Source organism: Psychrobacter sp. 4Bb (genome assembly GCF_002836735.1).
GTDB lineage: Bacteria > Pseudomonadota > Gammaproteobacteria > Pseudomonadales > Moraxellaceae > Psychrobacter.
In genome coordinates, this window is sequence record NZ_PJAS01000061.1 from 18,242 (window position 1) to 41,023 (window position 22,782).

Genomic DNA, 22,782 nt, shown 5'->3' on the forward strand with positions numbered 1-22,782 from the left:
TTGCCCCTTCTTTTTAATTCGCCTACAAAGATACGCTTCTATGCCTCCCGTTTTTTATACAGATAAATTATCGAAACGTCTACTAGTTACGTCAGTATCAGTAATGACAGCACTGAAATGGTTCGCCCTCGCATTGTGTTTGGTATTGACCGCCTGTAATAGTCAAACATCCACTACCTCAGAAGTAGAAAACAGTCATAGCGATAGGATGAATATCGTGTCTCCTGACTGGGGTAATGCAGCGACTTTAACAGCGATGGGGCATGCACCAATTGCGACAGGTGATGTCAGGGTTTGGGACAGATGGGTGGGAAGCCCCAAACTGCCAGCGTCGATAACAGACTTAGGTATACGCTATCAGCCCAACGCTGAGCTAATCGCTCAACTGCCTGTCGATATGGTCATAGATAATTATTTTTATGAGCATGCACGTAACTTATACGGCGATGTCCCTGCGGAATCTGTGATGTCTGCGGCAAAAGGAGAGACGGCAACTTGGGCTGACTATACCGAGCCGACGCGGGAGCTTGGCGTACTGATCGATAACCCAAAGATGGCTGAAGACTATATTGCACAAAGTCAGAAAAACATAAAGCTAGCCAGTCAGCAATTCAAGGAGCGTTATCCAAAAGCCAAGAAATTCGCAGTGGTACAGTTTGCGGATGCTAATAACATGCGTATGTATGTGGCAAACAGCTTATTTCAGCCTGCGTTAGAGCAGATGGACAGAGAGCTTGTGGTATTGGGAAAGGGCAATCAGTGGGGGTTTGTGCCAATACGAATGGGAGATTTGGCGCAATTAGATGATGAGACTTGTTTATTAATTATCGATCCACTAAGCCCAATTACTAGAGCTGAAATTGATGACAGCTTGATTTGGCAGCGCCTAGGTTATGGCAATACCCGCTGTGTGGGCGAGCTACCACCAGTATGGATTTATGGGGGGATGTCATCATTGATCAGCTTAGCAAATAACTTGTCAGAAGTTTCATTAAAAGGCGGGGAAGTACTATGAGCGCCAATGCAGATACTCACAACAACCAAAACAATAATATCAATAACCACATCGACAGTTCTCATAACAACAGTGCTCATACGATGACATTAGCCTCTCAAGCAGCAACGGTTTCAAAACCTTCATCAACGTTATCATCGTCGCAATCATTGAAACAGTCATCATCACCACTGAATCAGCCACCGAACCAACCCAATTCTCAAACTTCCTTGTTTGCCAATTTGTCTTGGCGACTATGGGCCATGCTCATCGGATTAGCGGCTCTGTCATTATGGAGTAGTTGGGCACTGCTAGATCAGCAGTGGACGCGCCCAGTCAGTGACTTGCTTATACCAAGCTCGCAATTGGATATTGCCAGTATGGCGATACAGCTGCATCTAGTGGCGACCAGCGTGGTGGCGTTGTTGGCTGGCGGGCTATTAGGCGTGGTCAGTATTTTACTACAGCAATTGGTAAAAAACCCCTTAGCATCAGATACGACGCTAGGGGTGGGCGTGGGTGCACAGTTGGCCATGCTCATTGTCACGTTGTTTTTGCCAAGCTTGGCTATTTATGGCGGAATTTACGTGGCCTTTGTGGGGGCTATCATTAGTATGGGTCTGGTATTTGCCTTGTCAGCACCCAGTCGATTTAATCCATTGATTTTGATATTGGCCGGTTTGGTCGTCAATATTTTGCTGGCCGCAGTAGCCAATGTTCTAGTACTGTTTTTTGCTGAGCGTAGTAATGGCATGCTGTCATGGGCGGCTGGGTTTTTGGCACAAAATAGCTGGCATACCAGTATCGCGCTAGTCATCACTGCTATTTTGATGGCGGTCGTATGTCTGCCATTACTAAAACCATTAACGCTGATGAGTCTAGATGACACGCAGGCAAAACGTCTGGGTGTACCTATTAATGGGATTCGCGCACTTGTTGTATTGGTGGTCGCCGTTGTGACCGCTTTAGTGGTTAGTGAAGTGGGCTTGATTGGTTTTATTGGTCTTGGTGCGGCAAGTTTGGTCAATGCGCTGGGCATCTCTGCTATTGGTAAGCGTTTGGCTACTGCTTTTGGGTTGGGGGCGCTGCTGTTGTTGTTGACCAGTAATGTCGCGTTACTGCTTGAGCCGTTACTTGATATGCAGATTCCAGCTGATGCCATGACAGGTATCTTGGGTGCACCGCTGATTATTTGGCTGATTTTGCGTCAGCGTCGCGAGCGGATAGAGACAGTGACACCGATGCTTGCAGGTAAGCATACATCCATTGCCTTTTGGCGATGGGGCGTTGGCGTGCTCGCTATTATCATGTTTGCCTGTTTATTTGTACAAGATATCAATGGTTGGGGGCTCAGTACGGACTGGGCACTCACGCAGCAGTACCGCTTACCTCGCAGTTTGAGTGCTGCTGCCACAGGCTTGATGTTAGCAGTCGCCGGTGTGCTACTGCAAACATTAACGCGTAACCCTATGGCCAGTCCTGAGGTGCTAGGTGTCAGTTCAGGCGCGGCACTTGGGGTTATTTTAGGGTTTTTATTATTACCAAGTTTAGGGCTATCTGCGGGAGCAGGGACGTTGCTAATTTCAGGACTGTCAGGGGCGATGGCCGTGCTGCTATTGATTATTTGGCTAGCACGCAGGGTCAGCTCAGGTTATTTATTGTTAGTAGGTATAGGCATTGCCGCCATGATGGATGGGGTGATGCATATGGTCAAGCTTTCAGGAGATCCGCGTCTAGAAGCGATGCTCAGCTGGCTGTCAGGGACAACTTATAGCGCTCAGCCCAGTACGGTATGGTATCTCATTGGCATCGCTGCTATCTTATTTGTGCTTAGCCTATTGCTGATTAAGCCTTTGCGAGTTCTTGGGCTAGGTACAGGTGTGGCGCGTAATTTGGGTGTGGCGGTTACGCCAGTGACTTTGTCGTTATTGGCATTAGTAGCAGCACTTAGTACGGCCAGCACGCTTGCCGTTGGCCCATTGAGCTTTATTGGTTTGATGGTGCCGCATTTGGCTACTTCACTGGGAGCTGTGAAGCTTGAACGACAATTGCCACTAGCTGCACTTTTAGGGGCAGGGGTAATGGTGATAGCGGATTGGATTGGCCGTTATGTTATTTTCCCTTATGAGCTGCCAGCTGGTACGATTGCTGCCATTATCGGTGGTGGGTATTTCTTATGGCTCATTCGTAAGGTACCAGCCTCAGCAAAAAGGTAGCTCATGTCTGCAAGCATTGAATTTGAATAGCCGACAATTTTGACTTCATTCAGCAGAGGCTTATCTAACCTTATTTGATCAGTATTTTGATAAGAATAATGATGCTAAGTTTCAGCGAGATTGGATGACGTGCTCGGCAGGCTAGCAAAATAATAACTAGGAGCAAGTCATGCCGACCATCACTCAATTTTATGGTGCCACTGCTTAATGAGCAATGCCCCTATAAATAAGGCATCTACAACTGAGTCGCCTATAAGCGAAGTCTCTCAGAGTAGTAGTGATGGCTTGAGCGACAAACAAGTACAGCAGATATTACTGACATTACTACTCGGCGGTACGGTCGTCAGCTTTAGCAATAGTGCGCTCAATCCAGCGATTCCTGTCTTTATGTCGGTGTTTGATGTCGATATCGTGATGGGCGGCTGGGTGCTAAATGCTTATGTCTTGGCCATGAGTGTGGGGCTGATGCTGAGTGGCTACTTAAACAAAAAGTTTCCTTTTAAGCATGTTTATTTGGCGGCAATTTTTGGATTTATGTTGGGCTCAGTTATTGGCATGCTGGCGTCTAGTATGAGCTTTGTCATTATTGCTAGGGCTATACAAGGACTGAGTGGCGGTCTGATTATCCCGCTGTCTATTGGTATGCTGTATCAGATTTATCCGCAGCAACAGCACGGCAGAGTAATGGCGCTATGGGGCATTGTTATTATGATGTCATTAGCGTTTGGCCCTTTGGTCGGTGCTTACTTGGTTGAGCAGTTTGCGTGGTGGACACTGTTTGCCATTACGTTGCCACTTAGTGTGGCGGTCATGGCGATGGTATGGCGGCTAATACCTGACATGCGCTCACATGATCAAGAAACCCCTTTCGATATCATCGGGTTTATCAGTTTGCTTGTTTGGCTGCTTGCGATGATGGTTTGGCTGAGCACGCTGAAAATAGATTTTACTGGCGGGCTACTCAGCAGTGACGGATTATTAAAGATAGCCACGTTGGGTTTATTATCTATTGGATTTCTACTGTCTGCGATGGTTTGGTGGGCATATGAGCGGCGTCAGCGTCATCCGTTATTGAACGTGCGCTTGTTTAACAATAAGACCTATTTGCACAGTAATATCATTAGCATTAGCCAAACAGTCGGTTTGATGTTGTGTCTCTTGCTATTGCCCGTGTTAATCCAAGACGTGATGGGCGAGAATGCCTTATGGACAGGTGTTGTCCTGATGGTCGCGACGCTCGTGGCCAGTATCACCACGCATTACGCTGGCAAGCGGGTAGACAAACGCGGTGCCCGAGGGATTGGTATGGCGGGTATCACGATTAGTGCGCTGTCTACCTTTATGCTGGCGTGGTGCTTGTATCAGCCCAAGCTTTGGCTATTAATGCTAATTATGAGTGTACGAGGTATTGGGGTAGGCTTGGCGTATCTGCCAACCACCACGGTTGGGTTTAGTAGCTTACCCAAAGACGCAGTCACTGAGGGAGCCGCCCTTAATAACATCAGTCGCCGTATCATCTCTACTATATTTATCACGCTGTCCACCCTTTATATAGGCAGTCGAAGTGCGCAGTTATTGGCAGCAGGTAGTAGTAACAGCATGGCAAGCGCGATCCAAGAAGTATTGGTAATTATCGCTGTAATTTTGATATTTACGATTCCTTCAGCGTGCAAATTACCCCGCGCGCCATAACGATCAACTTCATAGTTGGGCAGCATGTAGATTACCGGTGTCAATGACGATCTGCTTGAAGGCTTATCCCTTTTATCTATTTATTTGAACAAACTTTGAGACAAGCCGCTTATGTCACTGTCTAACCATTTCGCCAAATTTACCAAAGAAACGGACGGTAATTGCAGTAAGTCAGTCAACATGGTCACTCGCTACTTATAAAAACCTATTTGTAAATACTTATAGAAATAAAAATCATTATCATTTAGAATGTCATTCACAAAGTTAGTACATACAGTATTATTTGCTAAATATAACGCGTATCACTGTCCACCTATCCAACTAAGTGAAATAACCTAAGTGAAGTAATTATGAAAAGCCACCATCATGTTGCTCTATCTCTTCTTACCCTTTGTATCAGCCAGCAGTTATACGCCCAAACTAATACCAATTCAGTGCAAAGTGCATCAGGTGTGCAGGCCACCGCTGCGGCGACCCCGAATGCATCATCAAGCGATGTACCTAGTGTGACTTTAGATGCTATTACAGTTAGTGCCAATGCCAAAACAGGCACAGCGCTGGCACAGAAAATCAGTGAAATGCCTGCTGTCACGCAAGTGATTTATGAGGCGGACATTCAGGCGCAGGCGACAGGTAACCGCACGGTTGGGGACATCTTAGCCCAGCTCGTGCCCAGCCTTGGCGTGAGCAGCGGCTCGGTTAGTAACTACGGCACGACCATGCACGGGCGTCCTGTACAGTATTTGCTAAATGGCGTGCCATTATCTGGCTCGCGCAGTCTGTCACGCGAGCTAAACAGCATCGACCCTGAGCAAATTGAGCGCGTCGAAGTGCTCTCAGGTGCGACCAGCATCTATGGCGCGGGGGCAGCCGGCGGTCTGATTAATATTGTGACCAAATCGACGGCAGGCTATGGCTTGACAAGACAGACGCGCCTTGGCATCAACAGCAGCCGCGAGTTTAAATCCGACTCGCTCGGCTATCATGTGGGACAAAGCATCGGCTACGGCGGCGAGCGCGTGTATGGTAATGTCGATGTAGACTACGAGACCACAGGTGGCAAGTTTGACAGTCATGGCGACCGCATCAGCCCTGATGCCAACCAAACCGACAACCAAGACACCGATACTATCAGCGTCAACGCCAACCTTGGCTTTGATATTAGCGATACCAAAACCATGAATCTTGCGGCGACTTATTATGACAGCGAGCAAGATACCGATTATGGCGTCGATTACGGCAATGATCTGTCTGTACTGCTAGTAAAAGGTACTATACCGTCACTACGTGCTATCGATGGCGCCAATATCGAAAACCAGCCCTACAATACCAAAAGCTCGGTCAACCTAAACTACAATGACAGCGACTTTTTGGGTTCTAACTTAAGTCTGACAGGCTATTACCGTGACGAAAAGGCGCGCTTTTATCCGTCAGGAAAGCTTTTTAACAAACAAGCCCAAGAGGTGTGGGTAAATAATGGCTTGACGGATGAAACAACCTTAGGAAAATTATTGGCTGCATCGGCTGTGGTTACTCAATCAGAAGCGGACATTGAGGTGATGGGATTGCGCGCCGCTATGCAGACTGAAACCGATGTTATGGGTAAAAATACCTTGTTCAGCTATGGCGCGGACTTTGAACGTGAAGAGAGTGAGCAGACCTATTATGGCCAAGACCTGACTACCTTCCTTGCAAGTAATGGCTTGACTTCAACAAGTAATGGTCTGAGCTATAACGGCGGACCAAAAACCACTATCGATAAATGGGGCGCGTTCGTCAATGCCGATGTGGATATGACCGACAAATGGCACACCAGCGCTGGCGTGCGCTATCAAAACATCAAATCGGATACCGACCGTTTTGTGCCCATTTATGAACAGCTATTGGCGGATTATTTTGCGACCAATGGCATCAGTGATATTGCTGACGCTTACGGTATTGATTACGAAGCAGGCGCGGTTGAGGCGGGTAGCAGTAAGCACGACAAAGTGCTGTTTAACCTTGGTACCAGCTATCAGTTGACCGATGACGACCAAGTCTTTGCTAACTTCTCGCAAGGCTTTACCACGGCTGACGTGCAGCGCGCCTTACGTGACGTGCGCGCTGGATTTGTGGTCAACTCAGACAATATTCAGCCCATTTCTATCAATAACTACGAGCTGGGCTGGACAGGTACGCGCGGTGATACCAGCGCAAAGGTTAGCGGTTTTTATAACGACTCAGACAAAACCGTGCGCTTTACCAACGACTATACCGTCGAAGTCGTCGATACGGACGAACGTATTTACGGCGCTGAAGCCTCGCTCACGCATGATTTAAACAAAGACTGGCAAGTAGGCGGCAGTGTTGCTTATACCCGCGGGCAATACAAAAAAGACGGCGACTGGCTGGAGCTGGATGCAGTACGCCTGACGCCACTCAAAGGCACGGCATACGCGCAGTATAACTTTAGCGAAGGCAGTAACATTCGCTTGCAAGCGCTGGCAGTCGGCGGTAGCGACAAGGCTTATAAAGACCAACAGAACGACCCAGACGCGAGTGCGCAGCCATTGACAGGCTATGCGACCTTTGATGTGCTTGGGCAAGTCAAATTACCTGTCGGACGTATGGGCTACGGCGTGTATAATATCTTAAACAAAGACTATCAGACCGTGTATCATCAAACGACCTTTGGCGATTTAAACCGCTTACCTGCTTCAGGGACAACTTACGGCTTGAGCTATACCGTGGATTACTAAAAAGCGTCACGCATTAAAAAACCCTTCATGCTATGAAAATTTAGCGTGAAGGGTTTTTTAATGTTCATAACTCTCTAAATCATTCATCTGCTCCAAGAGTATTTGCTAGCGTTTCCAACTTCACGCTTTATCAGGTGTAAAATTCTTCTTTAGTATTTTATGATTGACTTATAGCGTATCAATGCTAATCTAAGCACTCTTTGGGGAGTAGCCTGCTTTCGTACTGCGAAAGCGTTCGTATCAACATACTTGGCCACATGCCATGGTGCGAACACCTCTCGGTTGGCGAGACCATCGATATATCTACACTGCAGGTCGGGGGTGTGGCTATGTCGTGGACTCTATACTCGACCAGAGAAAATCACATGAATCCTATCGCACTTCTATTACTTGCTTTTTCTATGTCTACGGATGCCTTTTCTGTGGCAATCAGTAAAGGAGCAATTCTTAAAAACCCTCGTTTTATTGAAGCCTTCAGAATGGGTGTTATTTTTGGCACCATTGAAGCGATCACGCCTATTATTGGTTGGTTAATTGGTCACTCTGCTACATCCTTTATAGATGCGTCTTTTATTGAGGCATGGGATCATTGGGTCGCGTTTGTCATTCTTGCAGCTCTCGGTCTGCACATGCTTTATGAGGGACTGAAACCAAGTGATGAAACGGCAGAAGCGCCGTCGAGACATTCTTTTTTCAAACTTGCTTTGACTGCATTTGGTACCAGCATCGATGCCATGGCTGTCGGTGTGAGCCTAGCATTTGTAAAGGTCAATATTTTACTGGCGGCAGGTCTTATTGGCTTGGCCACTACAGTAATGGTCACGCTAGGGGTGATGTTAGGAAAAGCATTGGGCTCCCTAATCGGTCATAGAGCTGAAATATTTGGTGGTGTGATGCTAATTGCCATCGGTGCATGGATTTTATTAAGCCATCTTCAATGATTATATAAAAACTGTCTACTACGAACAGATAGTCATTACATGTATAGATCTGTTACTGACTTTTGGATGTAGAAAACCTGTTTACCTAAGAAAAGCCTATTTATATTAATAATTAGGCTTTTTGGGTCTAAAACTAGCACATTACGCTGTAGCGGCTCGCAAGAGGTCTAAAAAAATTAGCACTACAAAACTATCAATAATTATCCGTTGTCAGCGAAGAGGCTTGAATAAAGTGCCTATATCTATGCTTATACACATAGTTGTTATTTACTAAAAAAACAACAGACAATAAAAAAGACCTCCAATCTCTTGAAGGTCTTTTTTATTAAAACTCAAATATGGTGGGCCCAGTAGGACTTGAACCTACGACCAAAGGATTATGAGTCCTTGTTTTTACAACAACAATACACAATGGATGGCGATAATTAGCTGCAATTATTGTCTGAAAGCCTTTCCCATTAAAGGATGGGATTAAAAGATAAATATACCTATCAACAAGTAGATATGCGTATCAATAAATTTAGAGTATCAAAATAGTATCAAATTAATAGTATTGATACTCTCTAAAAGTCTAAATAGTTATGGCTGCTATCTACTGATACTTAACAGTAAGGGACAAGTATTCAGTTCAAGGTATCAAAAAAGCTAGCTGCTAGCTGGCTTTATTTATATGTGGTTGAAATAAAGATATTTTAGGGTGTGTTGACATATAGAGAATAATTGATAATCATATTGTTATGACAAGATTAACACTAAGTGATGCCCAGTGGGCAAAGATAGAACCGTATTGTGCAGGTAAAGAGACCGATGTTGGTAGAACAGCGGTAAATAATCGACTATTTATCGAAGCTGTTCTATGGATTGTCCGAACAGGTAGTCCGTGGCGAGACTTACCCCCTGAATTTGGTAACTGGAACAGTGTTTATAAGCGCTACCGTCGATGGGTAAAAAGCGATAGATTCAGCAAGCTATTTAATGCTCTGAATGACTCAGATTTAGAGTATGCCAAGATTGATGGCACTATTGTTAAGGTACATCGTCATGGACAAGGCGCAAAAGGGGGGCTTGTCATCAGGAAATTGACAAATCAAGAGGCGGTATGACCACTAAAATCATGGCAATGGTTGATGCATGAGGCAACCTTGTTGATTTTACTTTATTGAAAGGACAACAGCATGACATGGCTGGCGTTAACCCTTTAATGAAAGACAAAGAGTTTGATGCATTGCTTGCTGATAGAGCCTTTGACACGGATTGGCTACTGCTAGACTGAAAAGAGCGTGGTAGCAAAGCGGTCATACCCCCTAAACGCTCTCGTTTAAAGCAACGAGCGTTTAAAGCAACGAGATTTCGATAAAGAAATGTACAAGTGGCGTCATTTAATCGAGAACTTCTTCTGTAAGCTGAAAGATTTCAAGAAAATGGCCATGCGTGCTGAAAAAACGGATGAGTCGTTTGCTGCTAATATCTATTTAGCAGCGACGATTATCCATTTACGGTAATTGTCAACACACCCTAGTTAAATCTACAATTTAGAATTAATACCTTTAAAGTATCCAATTAAGAGATATTTGATATTGGAAAACGTTTCTAAACTCATTTATAAAGTAATTAGCTAAACGGAATAGTTCAATAAATATTGTCAATATAGCAAGGAGATGCTAAATGAATAAGATGATTTTTAAAACGCACACGCAGTCTGAGGATGTTTTTTTAAAAGAATGCTGGTATGTTGCTGCGCTTTCAACCGAGGTTGATGCATTTAATCTATTTAAGCGCAAAATTATGAATATCAACATGGTAATTTATCGCACTCAAGATGGTACGCCTGTTGCGCTACATGATCGTTGTCCTCATCGTTTCGCACCTTTAAGTTTAGGGAGAAGAGAAGGCGACCAATTGGTTTGCCCATATCATGCTTTAAAATTTGATTGCACTGGTCAATGTGTACATAATCCTCACGGGAAAGGTCACATTCCAACTGCGGCGAAAATACAATCTTTTTCTTTGATAGAACGTTATGGTTTTATTTGGATTTGGATGGGTAACGCAGAAAACGCCGATGAAAATTTAATCCCAGATTACAGCGAACTATTGTCAGGACATCCAAATTCGGTTGGTCATACCTATATGCATGTAAAATGCAATTTTGAGCTCATAACCGATAATGTAATGGATTTAAGTCATATCGATCATGTACATGGTGAAATTATTACAACGCGTGGCAAGCTGTCACCAATTATTCCACAGGTTACAGAAACATATAATAGTATTTCTGCACGTTGGGAATGGGAACAACAACCTGCAATGATGATTTTTGCACCATTGTTACCAGATCCACAAGCCTCAGCTCAGCAATATTTTAACATTACATGGACGGCACCTTCGCATATTCAACTTACTGTTGCTGCTGTACAAAACGGAGAATTTGGCGTAGATGATTTAAATCAATATGATTTACATACTACCACCCCTGAAACTGATACCACAACACACTATTTCTTTGCGACACGTCGTAATCATATCGAAGAAGATGCAAGTTTTAATATGATGAAAATTCAGAATATGCATCGTGCATTTGAAGATGAAGACGTACCGTTACTTGAAGCCGTACAGACAGAGATGGAAACTACCGATTTCTTCTCTTTAGACCCAGTATTAATGTCAAATGATATTGCACCTGTACGTGTACGTAAGAAACTTTTAGAGCTGATTAGCCAAGAGACACAGCAAAATCAAGCTTAAATATTATCAATACATCGTGAAGTACTTGTTGAGAAGTACTTCACGTTCATTCCACTAAAAGGAGGTGGTGGTTATGACAGTAGGAAAATTAAAGCTCAGAGTGACAGATATCCAATGTGAAGCCAAAGGTATCCTGCTCTTGGAGCTTAGAGATGAAAAGAAACAAGCACTTCCATCATTTACACCAGGATCGCATATAGAAATTTATCTTGCGAATGGACTGACGAGACATTACTCATTGTTAAATTCATCTGTAGAGAGTGATCGTTATGTATTTTCTGTGAGTTTGGATCCAAATAGCCAGGGTGGTTCAGCTTTTATTCATCAAAAGATAAAGCTCGGTGATATGCTGAGCGTAAGCACACCACGTAATCATTTTGAGTTGGTTGATGCTGAACAATATTGTTTTATTGCAGGAGGGATTGGGATTACTCCAATTCTTTCGATGATTCATTGGTGTATTGCACATCAAAAAAAATGGACATTATATTATTCTGTACGAAATCGACAACGTGCTGCATTTTATGAAAGTCTATGTGCGCTTAATCAGGAAAAAAATATTCATTTCCATTTCAATGATGAACAAGCAGATTTGTTGAATTTACAAAAAATTGTACAAGATAATGCTGAAAATACCCATATCTATTGCTGTGGTCCAAATCCACTAATGCTGGCACTCAAAGAGGCTTCAGCTGATATTGCAGAAAGAGTACATTTTGAATGGTTTAATGCGCCGAAACTGAATACGTCAGAGAATAAGACAGAACTGGCTATATTAGACTTTACCGTAAAATTAGCAAAATCAGGACGCGACATTCTTGTAAAACCTGAGCAGTCAATCTTGGAAGCAATCGAAGCGCAGGGCGTAGAGGTGCCATTTTCTTGCCGTGCGGGTATTTGTGGCGCATGTGAATGCAGAGTACTTCGTGGTGAACCTGAGCACTTAGATATGGTTTTAAGTGATACTGAGAAACAAGGCAACCAACGGATGATGATTTGTGTTTCTAGATCACGTTCTCCTGTTCTGGAATTAGACCTTTAAACTAATTGATTTTATACAGTACAATGTGCATTAAATCAATAAGGATATTCATCATGAAAAAAATATCAATCATTCGAAAGAAAATACAGGGTTAAGGTTTGCTATAAACTTGAAGAATGAGAATCATAGGCTGACTTTTAGAATTCATCTGCCAATGCGATTCGTGCCATTTTTTCCTGTTCTAAATTCTATAAATTTAGGCGTAGTTTGGCACTTTTTACCGTATTTTTAAATTAGGGACACGGCCTAATAAAGATATATCGAATCATAATTTTAAACCCTGTAGAAGATATGGATTGAATGTGAATAACCTCATTGATGTGCGCATAAAGCAAATGCGCTATGAATCTGACAATATCCTAAGTATTCAACTTGTTCCAATTCATACCAAGTTATTACCTCATTTTAATAGTGGTGCGCACATAGACTTCCATTTTCCTCATGGCAAAGTACGTCAATATTCACTCATCAGTCCACTACAAGACCGTAGATATTACGAAATAGGTGTTTTAAAAGAGCCGCAATCACTAGGTGGATCTCGTTATATTCACGAGCAACTTAGAGTGGGCGACCTTATTAAAATAAGTGAACCACGTAATCTATTTGAACTCGATGATACTGACCAAAAAGTTCTGTTGATTGCAGGTGGAATCGGCATTACACCTATTTTGAGTATGTGGTCGAGCCTTGCTATCGATCAACGTAAATGTGATTTACATTACTGTATACGTCAGCCGAATATCCCATTTATTGACCGTATTGATGAATTTCATATCATGAACCGTAATAGCCATTATGTGACCTATATTGGTAATCAACAAACTAACGGCTTTGATATCGCAGCAGTTTTACAGCAAGAAAAAGTCAATACACACATTTATGTTTGTGGCTCTGGACATTTTATTCAGTATGTCGAAGCGCAGGCATTAGCTATGCAATGGACAAAAGAATTTATTCATAAAGAATGTTTTAAAAATCCTATGACTGAGTTGCTGTTAGCATCTGATCAAGAGCATAGCTTAGAAATTGCATCTACAGGTCAAAAAATTTCATTATTACAAACGGATAATATTGCCGAGGTTTTAAATAAGGCAGGTTATGTAGTACCAATGTCATGTGAACAGGGTATTTGTGGCACATGTACGCTGCGTTATACCGGAGGTGAGTTACATCATCAGGATATGATTTTAAATGAAACAGACCATTTGACTATGTTTACACCCTGCTGTTCAAAAATAAAATCACAGCACCTTATTATTGATCTTTAAGAGGACAGCCGCACAATATGGATATTCGCCAAATGAAATATTTCATTGCTGTAGCTGATGAGATGAGTTTCACAAAAGCGGCTGAAAAATTATTTATTGCTCAGCCACCATTAAGTCGTGCTATACAAAATTTGGAAGAAGAGTTAGAAGTGTCGTTATTGGTACGTAATACTCGATCCATAGAATTGACAGAGGCAGGTAAATACTTCTATGAAAATTCTAAAAAAATTGTGCAGAGTGAAATGCATCTTAAGAAGATGACTCAGCAAATTGGCGGAGCCAATAATACACTGCGTATTGGATTTATTGGTTCTGCCATGTATAGCGAACTGGCAGAATGCATCAAATATTACCGATTAAAGTATCCTGATATTTCCATTCATGTCGAAGCCATGAATACTCTTCAACAGATTGAAGAATTAAAAAACGGCAAGATTGACATAGGAGTTGGTGGGCTTAAAATTATAGATCACGAGATTGAGCGTATTATTCTGAAAGAAGAAAAACTTTATGTTGCTTTATACAAAGAGCATCCACTGTTACAGCTAAAAGTTAACCAGTCTCTGTCTTTAGAAGATATCGTTAATGAACCGATGATTTTATTTCCTGATACTCCACAACCAAATTTCCTATTAATTATTCTTGAAATTTTCGAAGTCAAAATGATGTCACCCTCAAATTTATTTGAGCCTGTACGTGATATTCAATCTGCTTTGGGATTAGTGTTGGCTGGATTTGGAATTACAATAGTGAATGAGGGGGTGGTTAATCTTTATAGTAAAGATCTGGTATTTCTTCCTCTAAGTGAAGAGTTTGCTTTTAGCCCAATTATTCTCAGATACCGAAAAAAAGAAAACTATACCGTCGTTGATAATTTCGTTAATGTAGCTAAAAAAATATTTAATCATAAGTTAAAGTCTACTTAATCGTATCGACTTATTGATGAAAAGAATATGTATCAAAGGTAGAGGACGTTCAAAACTCTGTGTCAGCTAAATTAAAGATTCATAACGCTATAGTCAGTTCAAAATAAAATTGTTATGGTTAGGACAAACATCATAGAACAATTTGGATAAGTCGTTTTCCATCCAGCCTTGGCGTAGAAACTTCACCTGAGCCCATTTCTTTTCGATAGTTTAGATCAGGGCTGTACGGTGGCAGCCATAAAATACGATGACCATGTCTATTCAGTAGCTTTTGAATACGCTTGCTCTTATGAAATCTGGCATTATCCATCACAATCACGCATTTTGTTTTAAGACTTGGGATTAGCTTGTGTTTGCACCAGTGATAGAAGACGATGCTGTTGATGTTTGTCTCAAAGTAATCTAGGGCAAACAGCATCTTTTCATATAGAGCACCGATAACGTTGGTTCGCTTTTTACCTTGCCAGTTGTAGCTATCGATACAAGGCTTACCAATCGGTGCATAACCATGAGAGCGAATGGTTTGACTCTCAAAGCCGCGCGCGTATATATAAACGATAGGATAGCCTTGCTGCCTAAAGCTATTAAGCTTACTGTGGTATATCGCTCTTTTGATCGGACAGGCTTTTAGATGTTCTAAAGTCTTTTTTTTGACTGATGCCTAGGCACTTTAGGGCATGATGAATGCCTGTTTTACTACAGTTCAAACGACGTGCTCGCTCATACTGGTAATCATCAGGATGTTCTTTGACATCATTAAGTAGCACATCATCTGGTATTTTATAGGGCTTGGTTTGCCTGGTTGTTTTGCTATGAACACGCCGCTTCCAGTTTTGTATGGTGGTTGGGCTGAGGTTATAAAACTCAGCTGCCTCGGCAAGGGTCATACCCTCGTCTAAGCTTTTTAGTACTTGTTTGCGATAATCTAGCGAGTAAGTCAGTGGGATTGACTATAGTTTTAGTTACTTTGCATATAACAATCACCGCTAATTGAGCTTGCGTAGTCGATAGTCAAGTTTTGCGCGGCTGATATTTAAGAGTCGTGCAGCCTTTGATACATTACCATCACACTGACTTAAAGCGACACGAATAAGCTTGTCGTTAAACACTTCTAAATCAAAGCCACCATGGAATAAGGTGGCAAGTGCGGTATTACTATGGTCGTCAATGCTAGAATGCTGTAAACCACCACTTTCAGCCGATATTCGAAGCTTATTATCATTCATATTATTATCTTCGATATTGGATAAAAGTAAATCACTAGCATCAATCCACTTGTGGTTATCATTGAGTATGACCGCTCGCTCGGTGACGTTTTGTAGCTCTCGTATATTGCCTGGCCAATTATATAAACTCAGATATTCTCGCGCTTGATCTGTAAAACCTTGAATATTTTTTTGATACATATCCGCATATTTATGTAAGAAAAACTTGGCTAGTAGAAGTATGTCCTGCTTACGCTCTCGTAAAGGAGGTAGGTAGATAGGAAAAGTGTTTAATCGATAATATAAATCTTGACGAAACTTTCCTTGAGCTACGGCCTGTTTTAGATTCTCATTGGTGGCTACCACCACTCGAATATCAACAGCTATATCAATGTAGCTGCCGACATGGTTGAGTATACCTTCTTGTAATACGCGCAGTAGAGCTGCTTGCGCCCGCGATGATAACTCAAAAACCTCATCCAAAAAGAGTGTCCCTAAATGTGCCGCTTCAATTTTGCCTTTTCGAGATTGCGTAGCGCCAGTAAAAGCGCCTTTTTCAACACCAAACAGCTCAGACTCAATAAGATCGGTAGGGATGCTGGCACAGTTTATAGCGATGAAAGGGTTGCTTCTGCGATCACTAGCATCGTGGAGCGCTTGAGCAAACACCTCTTTACCAACCCCAGTTTCTCCTTGCAATAAAACAGTCGCTTTGGTTTTTGCGACCTTTTTCATCAGCGCTGTTGCCTTTTTAAAAGAAGGCGATTCACCAATAGCAGAAAAAAATCCTTCAGGGTTGATACGTAAATCAGGGTTTTGTCTTTTTATCTCATCAAAATTACTGCGCCGCTCAAACAGTTCAGTATTTAAGCGCTCAGTGTTGAAAAACCTTTCAAGATCCGTTTCTTCCTCCCAGTCCTCTAATGGTCGCCCTTCAATACGACAATGATCAAAACCCATTGCCGCGCATTGTACTTCTTTAAAAGCAATCTGACGGCCAAAGAAGGAGCTGGTATAGCCGCTGGCGTAACCCAGTGAGCTAAAACATATCGGCTTATCTGAAACCCCATGGAACTTTTTATGATAAGCGGCTTCAAAAGAGTTATACCAATCAAAGCTTGCAAAGAATCTACCGTTGTCGAAGTCGACACTCATTTTATCAGGAACGACCTTCACCATACCGCGTATGGCATGCAGCTGTGGACCAGATAAAAACACCTCTTTCCAACTGCCTTCTGGCCGTAATTTCTTACTAATCTCAGCGTCTTGTTCCCCAGCAAAATGACCGTAACGAAAAAAAAGCCGCTGCATAATATCGCTACCCAAAGTCGACTCGACATCCTCTCGTAGACGCCATAGGGCATGAGCATGGCTTAATATCATGCGTTGACCGCCGAACCATATTTTCCCTGAATGCAAATCAAACTCAAGATGTGTCAATAAATCTTCGATTCTCTTTGAGAATTCAGTTTTCTCTTTATTATTTTTTTTATTAAGTTTGATTGGCTCAGGTATAGCCTTGCCATCGAGAAATTTAGATGGATGAGGGACTGCATTTACTTCAGGAGTATCATCTTTATAAGAGGTTTGTTTTGACATAGCAGGTGCGTTCCTTGTAAGGAGCTGAGTAACATCTATCCTTAGATGGTTAAGCCAATCATCATTACACATCCATCTAAATCATGCAATTTTATCATGCTAAATACATGGCCTATCAAGCTATATCAAACTATGAGCAGCGATTCTAAATTTAATAATTTAAGTATTTCATGAAATTTTGAAAAATGAATGACTCAAATCATGAAATAAAACTATTGAGCTTAGATGGTTAATGCGTAGTGTTATTTAATAATTTTATTAAAATCAAAAACTTAAGTCAATAATTATAAAGTTGGCATACAACTTGTAAGGTAGTAAATACCGGATAAGGACTGTCTATATTCATACCATTTAAGAAAAGGAGTTGAGAATGAATTCACCTAATACCTCATCAAATTATCATCAAGAGTCTAATCTTTCTTTTAATGACTTGCCCAAATATGTACGAGTAAGAAGTGAGCCAGATGCTAAATTCGTAATGTTTGACTTTGCTATCGGCGACTCTAGTCTATTTGTCGAATTAGTCTTACCTCCTAAAAGCTTTGAAGATTTCTGTATTAATAACAAAGTTATTCCAATGACTGCAGAACAGATGGTCTTCAATGATGAGGAGGAAGATAAGTGGCGTTATGGCACAGAGGCTACTTTGATTAGTAATAATCGATCTGAAAGTAGTCACTAAACCTTTTACCATTTTCAAGAATTATTACATTCAAAAAGGAGCAGTAATCATGTCTTTAGAAATTAAAACCTCGAACCTTGAGCCTATCCGTCATACCTATGCGAACATCGCTCGGCGTTTTGGTGACAAACCTGCAACTCGTTATCAAGAGGCAACTTATGATGCGCAGGGCACGGCTAACTCTCATTATCGTCCACTATGGAATCCTGACAAAACATTGAACGATGAAAACTACACGATTATTCAGATGGAAGATTGGTACGACCTGAAAGATCCTCGTCAGTTTTATTATGGAGCTTATGTGCAAAATCGTGCACGACTGCAAGATACCGCTGAAGGTAGTTATAAGTTTTTTGAAAAGCGTGATTTAGTTGAAAACCTTGGCGAAGATGTAATAGACGCAGTTACATTTGGACTATTACCGTTACGTCATGTTGAACAGACTGCTAACTTAAATTATATGTATGGTGCTGCTTATGGTTATGGCACAGCAATTACCCAAGCGTGTTTGTATGCTGGCATGGACAGACTGGGCATGGCGCAATATCTATCGCGGATAGGTTTATTAATAGATGGCAACTCTAGTGATTCATTGACTCAAGCCAAAAACTATTGGATGGATGATGAAGCATGGCAAGGTATTCGTGCATTGTGTGAACATACCTTAATTATAAAAGATTGGTTTGAGTTATTCATTGCACAATCTTTAGTTATGGATACTTTTATTCATGTGGTTCACTACCAACATTTAGATGAGTGGTTAGTCGAAAACAATGGTCGTGATGTCGCTATGTTAACTGAGTTTATGCAGGATTGCTTTAAAGATCTTACTGGCTGGAGTAACAGCACTATTAAGATAGTAGTTGCCGAAAGTGATGATAACAAACAGAACTGTCAGCGATGGTTAGATAAGTGGCAAGAAAAAGTAGTCACCGCCTATCGTCCCTTAATTGAGAAAATGTTTAGTGAAGAGCAAGTATTAATCGCACTAGATGATATTCAAACTCAGTTAGCAAAACGTTGTAAAACAGTAGGGTTAAGTGTTCAAATTGCTGCTTAATTGCTTTTAACCGTATTTAAATTGCTCATTAATATTTATTAATTTTCTAAGGGGAAGCTTATGTCAAAAGTATACTTGGCGTTACAAGACAACGATATGTCACATTATATTGTTCAGGCAGTAGAAGAAGATAATCCAGAAGTAACGGTGATTTATCAGCCAGCTATGATTCGAATGGAATGTGAAGGCAAGCTTGTCGTCAATCGTGCCACGGTCGAAGAAAAAATCGGTCGCGAATGGGAAATCCAAGAGTTGCAATTAAGTCTAGTCACTTTGGGTGGTAACGTTGAGGAAGAGGAGGACTCACTGACCTTAAGTTGGAATCAGTAATTATTCAAACTTATTAAATTAATAATTTAGCATTTGCTAAGGAGCACAGCATGGCTACTACTAAAACAGCTAAGAAACTCAATTTAAAAGAGAAGTATCGTCTCTTGACGCGTGATCTTGATTGGGACTTTTCTTATGAAGATAAAAAAGAAGCCTTTCCTCATGAAGAGTTTGAAGGTATTAAAATCACTGACTGGTCAAAATGGGAAGATCCTTTCCGTCTGACGATGGATACTTATTGGAAGTATCAGGCCGAAAAAGAGAAAAAGCTTTATGCTATTTTTGATGCATTTTCTCAGAATAATGGTCAAATGAACGTCTCAGACCCACGCTACCTTAATGCTATCAAGCTTTTTTTGACAGCAGTTACTCCTTTAGAGTATCAGGCCTATCAAGGCTACGCTAACGTAGGTCGTCAGTTCAGTGGTATTGGTGCACGCATTGCTTGTCAAATGCAGTCTATCGATGAGCTACGTCATGTTCAAACCCAAGTTCATGCAATGAGTCACTTTAATAAGTATTTCAATGGTTTTCAAGATTGGAGCCATATGCATGACCGCGTTTGGTACTTATCTGTTCCTAAATCTTTCTTTGAAGATGCGCGTTCAGCAGGACCATTTGAGTTTTTATTGGCAATATCATTCTCGTTCGAATATGTCTTAACCAATCTGTTGTTTGTACCTTTCATGTCTGGTGCAGCTCACAATGGTGATATGGCTACCGTCACTTTTGGCTTTAGTGCCCAATCGGATGAAGCACGTCATATGACATTAGGGCTTGAGATTATCAAGTTCTTGCTAGAACAGCACGAAGATAACCTGCCAATTGTACAAAAATGGATTGATAAGTGGTTTTGGCGTGGCACCCGTCTACTGTCTATCGTGGGCATGATGATGGATTATATGTTGCCAAATAAAGTTATGTCATGGAAAGAAGCATGGGAAGTCTACTTTGAAGATGCAGGTGGAGCGTTATTCGACGATTTAGCTCGCTATGGTATCGAAAAACCAAAATATAGTGAAGTGATTGAAAAAGAGAAAGAACATATATCGCATCAAGCGTGGTGGATCTTCTATAACTTCGGTCATGTTGCTGGCTTTCACACTTGGATTCCATCAGATGAAGAGATGGATTGGTTAAGCGAAAAGTATCCTGAGACCTTCGATAAATACTATCGTCCACGTTGGGAGTTGGCAAAGAAAATGGAAGCAGAAGGCAAGCGTTTTTATAGCTCAGGCCTGCCTATGTTGTGCCAAGTCTGTCAGGTACCCATGACCTTTACGGAAATGGACGGTGATCCTGGTACATTTAGCTATCGCACGACAGTTTATAACGATGAGCGCTACCACATGTGTTCAAATGGTTGCCATGATATCTTCGTTGATGAGCCTGAAAAGTACGTGCAAGCGTGGTTACCAGTACAGCAAATATTGCAAGGTAACTGTGGTGGCCCTGAGCTTGAGAAGATTCTTAGTGAGTATTATCGCTTCAATGTGGGTGTCGATAATATGGACTTCAAAGGTTCTGTGGATGAGCAAAACTGGAACAAATGGAAAGGCACCGCTTAATTTATTGGTTGATTAGAGCTTAGTAGCGCGGCTAAACAAAGTCAGCGCTACTGAACCAAAATACACAAATAAGCTCTCAACAATAGAATGTTAAATAGTTAGTAAGCAAGTAATTAATTAGCAAATATATTAATAAGGAAATTATTATGGCAGTTACAGCGATTCGCCCAGATTACACGGGCAAGGTTATGGACAAACAAGAAAACTATGGCGACAACATTTTAGTCTTTATTGGTTGGGATGAGCATTTACTGTTTTGTTCAGCTAAAGCCTTCCCATTACCTCCCACAATGACTTTTGCAGATTTTAAGGCTGGAGTATTATCTGAAGGTTTTAATCAGCATCCAGATTTTGAAAATATCAAATGGGATGAGGTTGAGTGGAATCTTAATGGAGAATCAATAACGCCAACAGATGACAAAACGCTTGAAGCATTAGGGTTTGATCACAAGTCATTATTACGATTTAAAACACCTGGCTTAAATGGTTGGAAAGGAACAGGGGTATAAAATCCACCATTATTTGAAGCGCAGATTCATCTAAGTAATAAATAATTACAGATATTGCGAGGGAGAGCGATATGTCTTATGAAGTCACTATTGAGCCGACCGGTGATGTTATTGAAGTAGAAGATGGTCAAACGATACTGCAAGCTGCCTTAAGGCAAGGGGTTTGGTTACCTTTTGCTTGCGGTCATGGTACTTGCGGTACTTGTAAGGTTCAAGTTTTGGAGGGGTTTGCGGATCTTGGTGAGGCTTCTACTTTTGCACTGATGGAGGTTGAGCGCGATGAAGGCAAAGTACTCGCTTGTTGTTGTTATCCTGAGTCCGATTTGGTCATCGAAGCCGATATAGATGTTGATCCTGACTTTTTGGGCTATCCGGTAGAAGATTATACAGCGACAGTTGAGTCAGTGACGCCTTTATCGCCTACTATTTTAGGAATTCGCTTGCAGTTAGATCGCGATATGCAATTCCAAGCCGGCCAATATATCAACTTAGATATCCCTGATGTTGGGACGCGAGCCTTTTCTATTGCCAATCCGCCGTCGCAGTCTAATATCGTTGAACTGCATGTGCGCTTAGTCAATGAAGGTAAAGGCACTTCTTGGCTCCATAATGAGTTAGCAGTTGGTGATAGCATCGAGCTGTCAGGTCCTTATGGTCAGTTTTTTGTGCGCAGTAGCGATAGTCAAGATATGATCTTTGTGGCAGGCGGGTCAGGTTTATCAAGTCCTGAGTCGATGATTCTGGACTTATTAGAGCAAGGGGAAACTCGTCAGCTCTATCTGTTTCAAGGGGCTAGAAATATTCCTGAGCTATATCATAGAGATAAGTTTGAGCAGCTAGCAACAGAGCATGACAACTTTCATTACATTCCTGCTTTAAGTGATGAAGATACGTTAGGGGAGTGGTCAGGCTTCAAAGGTTATGTGAATGATGCGGTCAAGCACCATTTTAATGGGAAATGCTCAGGTCATAAAGCGTATATGTGTGGTCCGCCGCCTATGATTGATGCGACTATTACAACTTTGATGCAAGCCCGTCTATTTGAGCGCGATATTCATATGGAGCGTTTCTTAACTGCGGCTGATGGTACGGACGAGTCAAGTCGTTCTGCTTTATTTAAGCGTATTTAGTAGTCATAAGTTTGTCATATTTTTCTCACTATATGCTTACATAAAAACCCCGCCATCTGAACTGCCCCATAAGTTGGACACAACTTATGGGGTATTTTTATGCGTTACAATCTAGACTTTAAGATCAAAGTCATCGC

General features: G+C 41.8%; 18 protein-coding genes, 1 pseudogene and 1 riboswitch. Of the genes and pseudogenes, 16 read left to right on the forward strand and 3 right to left on the reverse strand.

All coding sequences use genetic code 11. The features are described 5' to 3' along the window. Positions 1 to 40 precede the first annotated feature (40 nt). The 10 genes and pseudogenes from CXF60_RS07440 to CXF60_RS07490 all read left to right on the forward strand — a co-directional run bounded on the left by CXF60_RS07440 (position 41) and on the right by CXF60_RS07490 (position 14,562). Positions 41 to 1,015, forward strand: a complete 975-nt coding sequence (locus CXF60_RS07440; RefSeq protein WP_102091425.1) for an ABC transporter substrate-binding protein — start codon at positions 41 to 43, stop codon at positions 1,013 to 1,015. Then, positions 1,012 to 3,210: a Fe(3+)-hydroxamate ABC transporter permease FhuB gene (fhuB, locus tag CXF60_RS07445; RefSeq protein WP_102091426.1), complete on the forward strand. Its 2,199-nt coding sequence runs from the start codon at positions 1,012 to 1,014 to the stop codon at positions 3,208 to 3,210. Before CXF60_RS07440 ends, fhuB begins: the two co-directional genes overlap by 4 nt. 207 nt (positions 3,211 to 3,417) lie before the next feature. Then, positions 3,418 to 4,902, forward strand: coding sequence for an MFS transporter (locus CXF60_RS07450; protein ID WP_102091427.1), 1,485 nt, complete (start codon positions 3,418 to 3,420; stop codon positions 4,900 to 4,902). Positions 4,903 to 5,252: 350 nt separating this feature from the next. Next, a complete protein-coding gene (locus tag CXF60_RS07455; RefSeq protein ID WP_102091428.1) occupies positions 5,253 to 7,640 on the forward strand; it encodes a TonB-dependent receptor in 2,388 nt (795 codons plus the stop codon). Positions 7,641 to 7,830: 190 nt separating this feature from the next. Then, positions 7,831 to 7,998: riboswitch (yybP-ykoY riboswitch) on the forward strand. A 7-nt stretch (positions 7,999 to 8,005) separates the two neighbouring features. Then, positions 8,006 to 8,581, forward strand: a complete 576-nt coding sequence (locus tag CXF60_RS07460) for a manganese efflux pump MntP (RefSeq protein WP_102091429.1) — start codon at positions 8,006 to 8,008, stop codon at positions 8,579 to 8,581. 737 nt (positions 8,582 to 9,318) lie between these two features. Beyond that, positions 9,319 to 10,083: pseudogene (locus tag CXF60_RS07470) on the forward strand (IS5 family transposase). 163 nt (positions 10,084 to 10,246) lie between these two features. Then, positions 10,247 to 11,326 carry an aromatic ring-hydroxylating oxygenase subunit alpha gene (locus tag CXF60_RS07475; RefSeq protein ID WP_102091430.1) on the forward strand — a complete coding sequence of 360 codons (1,080 nt, stop codon included), beginning with the start codon at positions 10,247 to 10,249 and terminating at the stop codon, positions 11,324 to 11,326. Positions 11,327 to 11,399: 73 nt separating this feature from the next. Further along, positions 11,400 to 12,368, forward strand: a complete 969-nt coding sequence (locus CXF60_RS07480; protein ID WP_102091431.1) for a PDR/VanB family oxidoreductase — start codon at positions 11,400 to 11,402, stop codon at positions 12,366 to 12,368. Positions 12,369 to 12,670: 302 nt separating this feature from the next. Next, positions 12,671 to 13,636 (forward strand): PDR/VanB family oxidoreductase, encoded by a 966-nt coding sequence (locus CXF60_RS07485; RefSeq protein WP_102091432.1) that lies wholly within the window; start codon positions 12,671 to 12,673, stop codon positions 13,634 to 13,636. A gap of 17 nt (positions 13,637 to 13,653) precedes the next feature. Further along, positions 13,654 to 14,562, forward strand: coding sequence for a LysR family transcriptional regulator (locus tag CXF60_RS07490; RefSeq protein ID WP_102091433.1), 909 nt, complete (start codon positions 13,654 to 13,656; stop codon positions 14,560 to 14,562). Positions 14,563 to 14,692: 130 nt separating this feature from the next. Here CXF60_RS07490 and CXF60_RS07495 read toward each other — a convergent pair whose 3' ends face one another. The 3 genes from CXF60_RS07495 to CXF60_RS07505 all read right to left on the reverse strand — a co-directional run bounded on the left by CXF60_RS07495 (position 14,693) and on the right by CXF60_RS07505 (position 17,366). Next, positions 14,693 to 15,178 carry a transposase gene (locus CXF60_RS07495; RefSeq protein ID WP_201572146.1) on the reverse strand — a complete coding sequence of 162 codons (486 nt, stop codon included), beginning with the start codon at positions 15,176 to 15,178 and terminating at the stop codon, positions 14,693 to 14,695. Continuing rightward, a complete protein-coding gene (locus CXF60_RS07500; protein ID WP_320157865.1) occupies positions 15,153 to 15,449 on the reverse strand; it encodes an IS630 transposase-related protein in 297 nt (98 codons plus the stop codon). Before CXF60_RS07500 ends, CXF60_RS07495 begins: the two co-directional genes overlap by 26 nt. A gap of 99 nt (positions 15,450 to 15,548) precedes the next feature. Next, positions 15,549 to 17,366, reverse strand: coding sequence for a sigma-54-dependent Fis family transcriptional regulator (locus CXF60_RS07505; protein WP_102091435.1), 1,818 nt, complete (start codon positions 17,364 to 17,366; stop codon positions 15,549 to 15,551). A gap of 370 nt (positions 17,367 to 17,736) precedes the next feature. On the opposite strand from CXF60_RS07505, the gene CXF60_RS07510 reads away from it, so the two are divergent. The 6 genes from CXF60_RS07510 to CXF60_RS07535 all read left to right on the forward strand — a co-directional run bounded on the left by CXF60_RS07510 (position 17,737) and on the right by CXF60_RS07535 (position 22,645). Beyond that, a complete protein-coding gene (locus CXF60_RS07510; protein ID WP_102091436.1) occupies positions 17,737 to 18,048 on the forward strand; it encodes a phenol hydroxylase subunit in 312 nt (103 codons plus the stop codon). Between the two features lie 49 nt (positions 18,049 to 18,097). Next, positions 18,098 to 19,108, forward strand: coding sequence for an aromatic/alkene monooxygenase hydroxylase subunit beta (locus CXF60_RS07515; RefSeq protein ID WP_102091437.1), 1,011 nt, complete (start codon positions 18,098 to 18,100; stop codon positions 19,106 to 19,108). Positions 19,109 to 19,168: 60 nt separating this feature from the next. Beyond that, positions 19,169 to 19,438 (forward strand): MmoB/DmpM family protein, encoded by a 270-nt coding sequence (locus tag CXF60_RS07520; RefSeq protein WP_102091438.1) that lies wholly within the window; start codon positions 19,169 to 19,171, stop codon positions 19,436 to 19,438. A 50-nt stretch (positions 19,439 to 19,488) separates the two neighbouring features. Beyond that, positions 19,489 to 21,006, forward strand: coding sequence for an aromatic/alkene/methane monooxygenase hydroxylase/oxygenase subunit alpha (locus tag CXF60_RS07525; RefSeq protein ID WP_102091439.1), 1,518 nt, complete (start codon positions 19,489 to 19,491; stop codon positions 21,004 to 21,006). 146 nt (positions 21,007 to 21,152) lie between these two features. Continuing rightward, entirely contained in the window at positions 21,153 to 21,515 is a 363-nt protein-coding gene (locus tag CXF60_RS07530) for a phenol hydroxylase subunit P4 (protein WP_102091440.1), read from the forward strand. Positions 21,516 to 21,586: 71 nt separating this feature from the next. Beyond that, positions 21,587 to 22,645 carry an NADH:ubiquinone reductase (Na(+)-transporting) subunit F gene (locus tag CXF60_RS07535; protein ID WP_102091441.1) on the forward strand — a complete coding sequence of 353 codons (1,059 nt, stop codon included), beginning with the start codon at positions 21,587 to 21,589 and terminating at the stop codon, positions 22,643 to 22,645. Positions 22,646 to 22,782 lie beyond the last annotated feature (137 nt).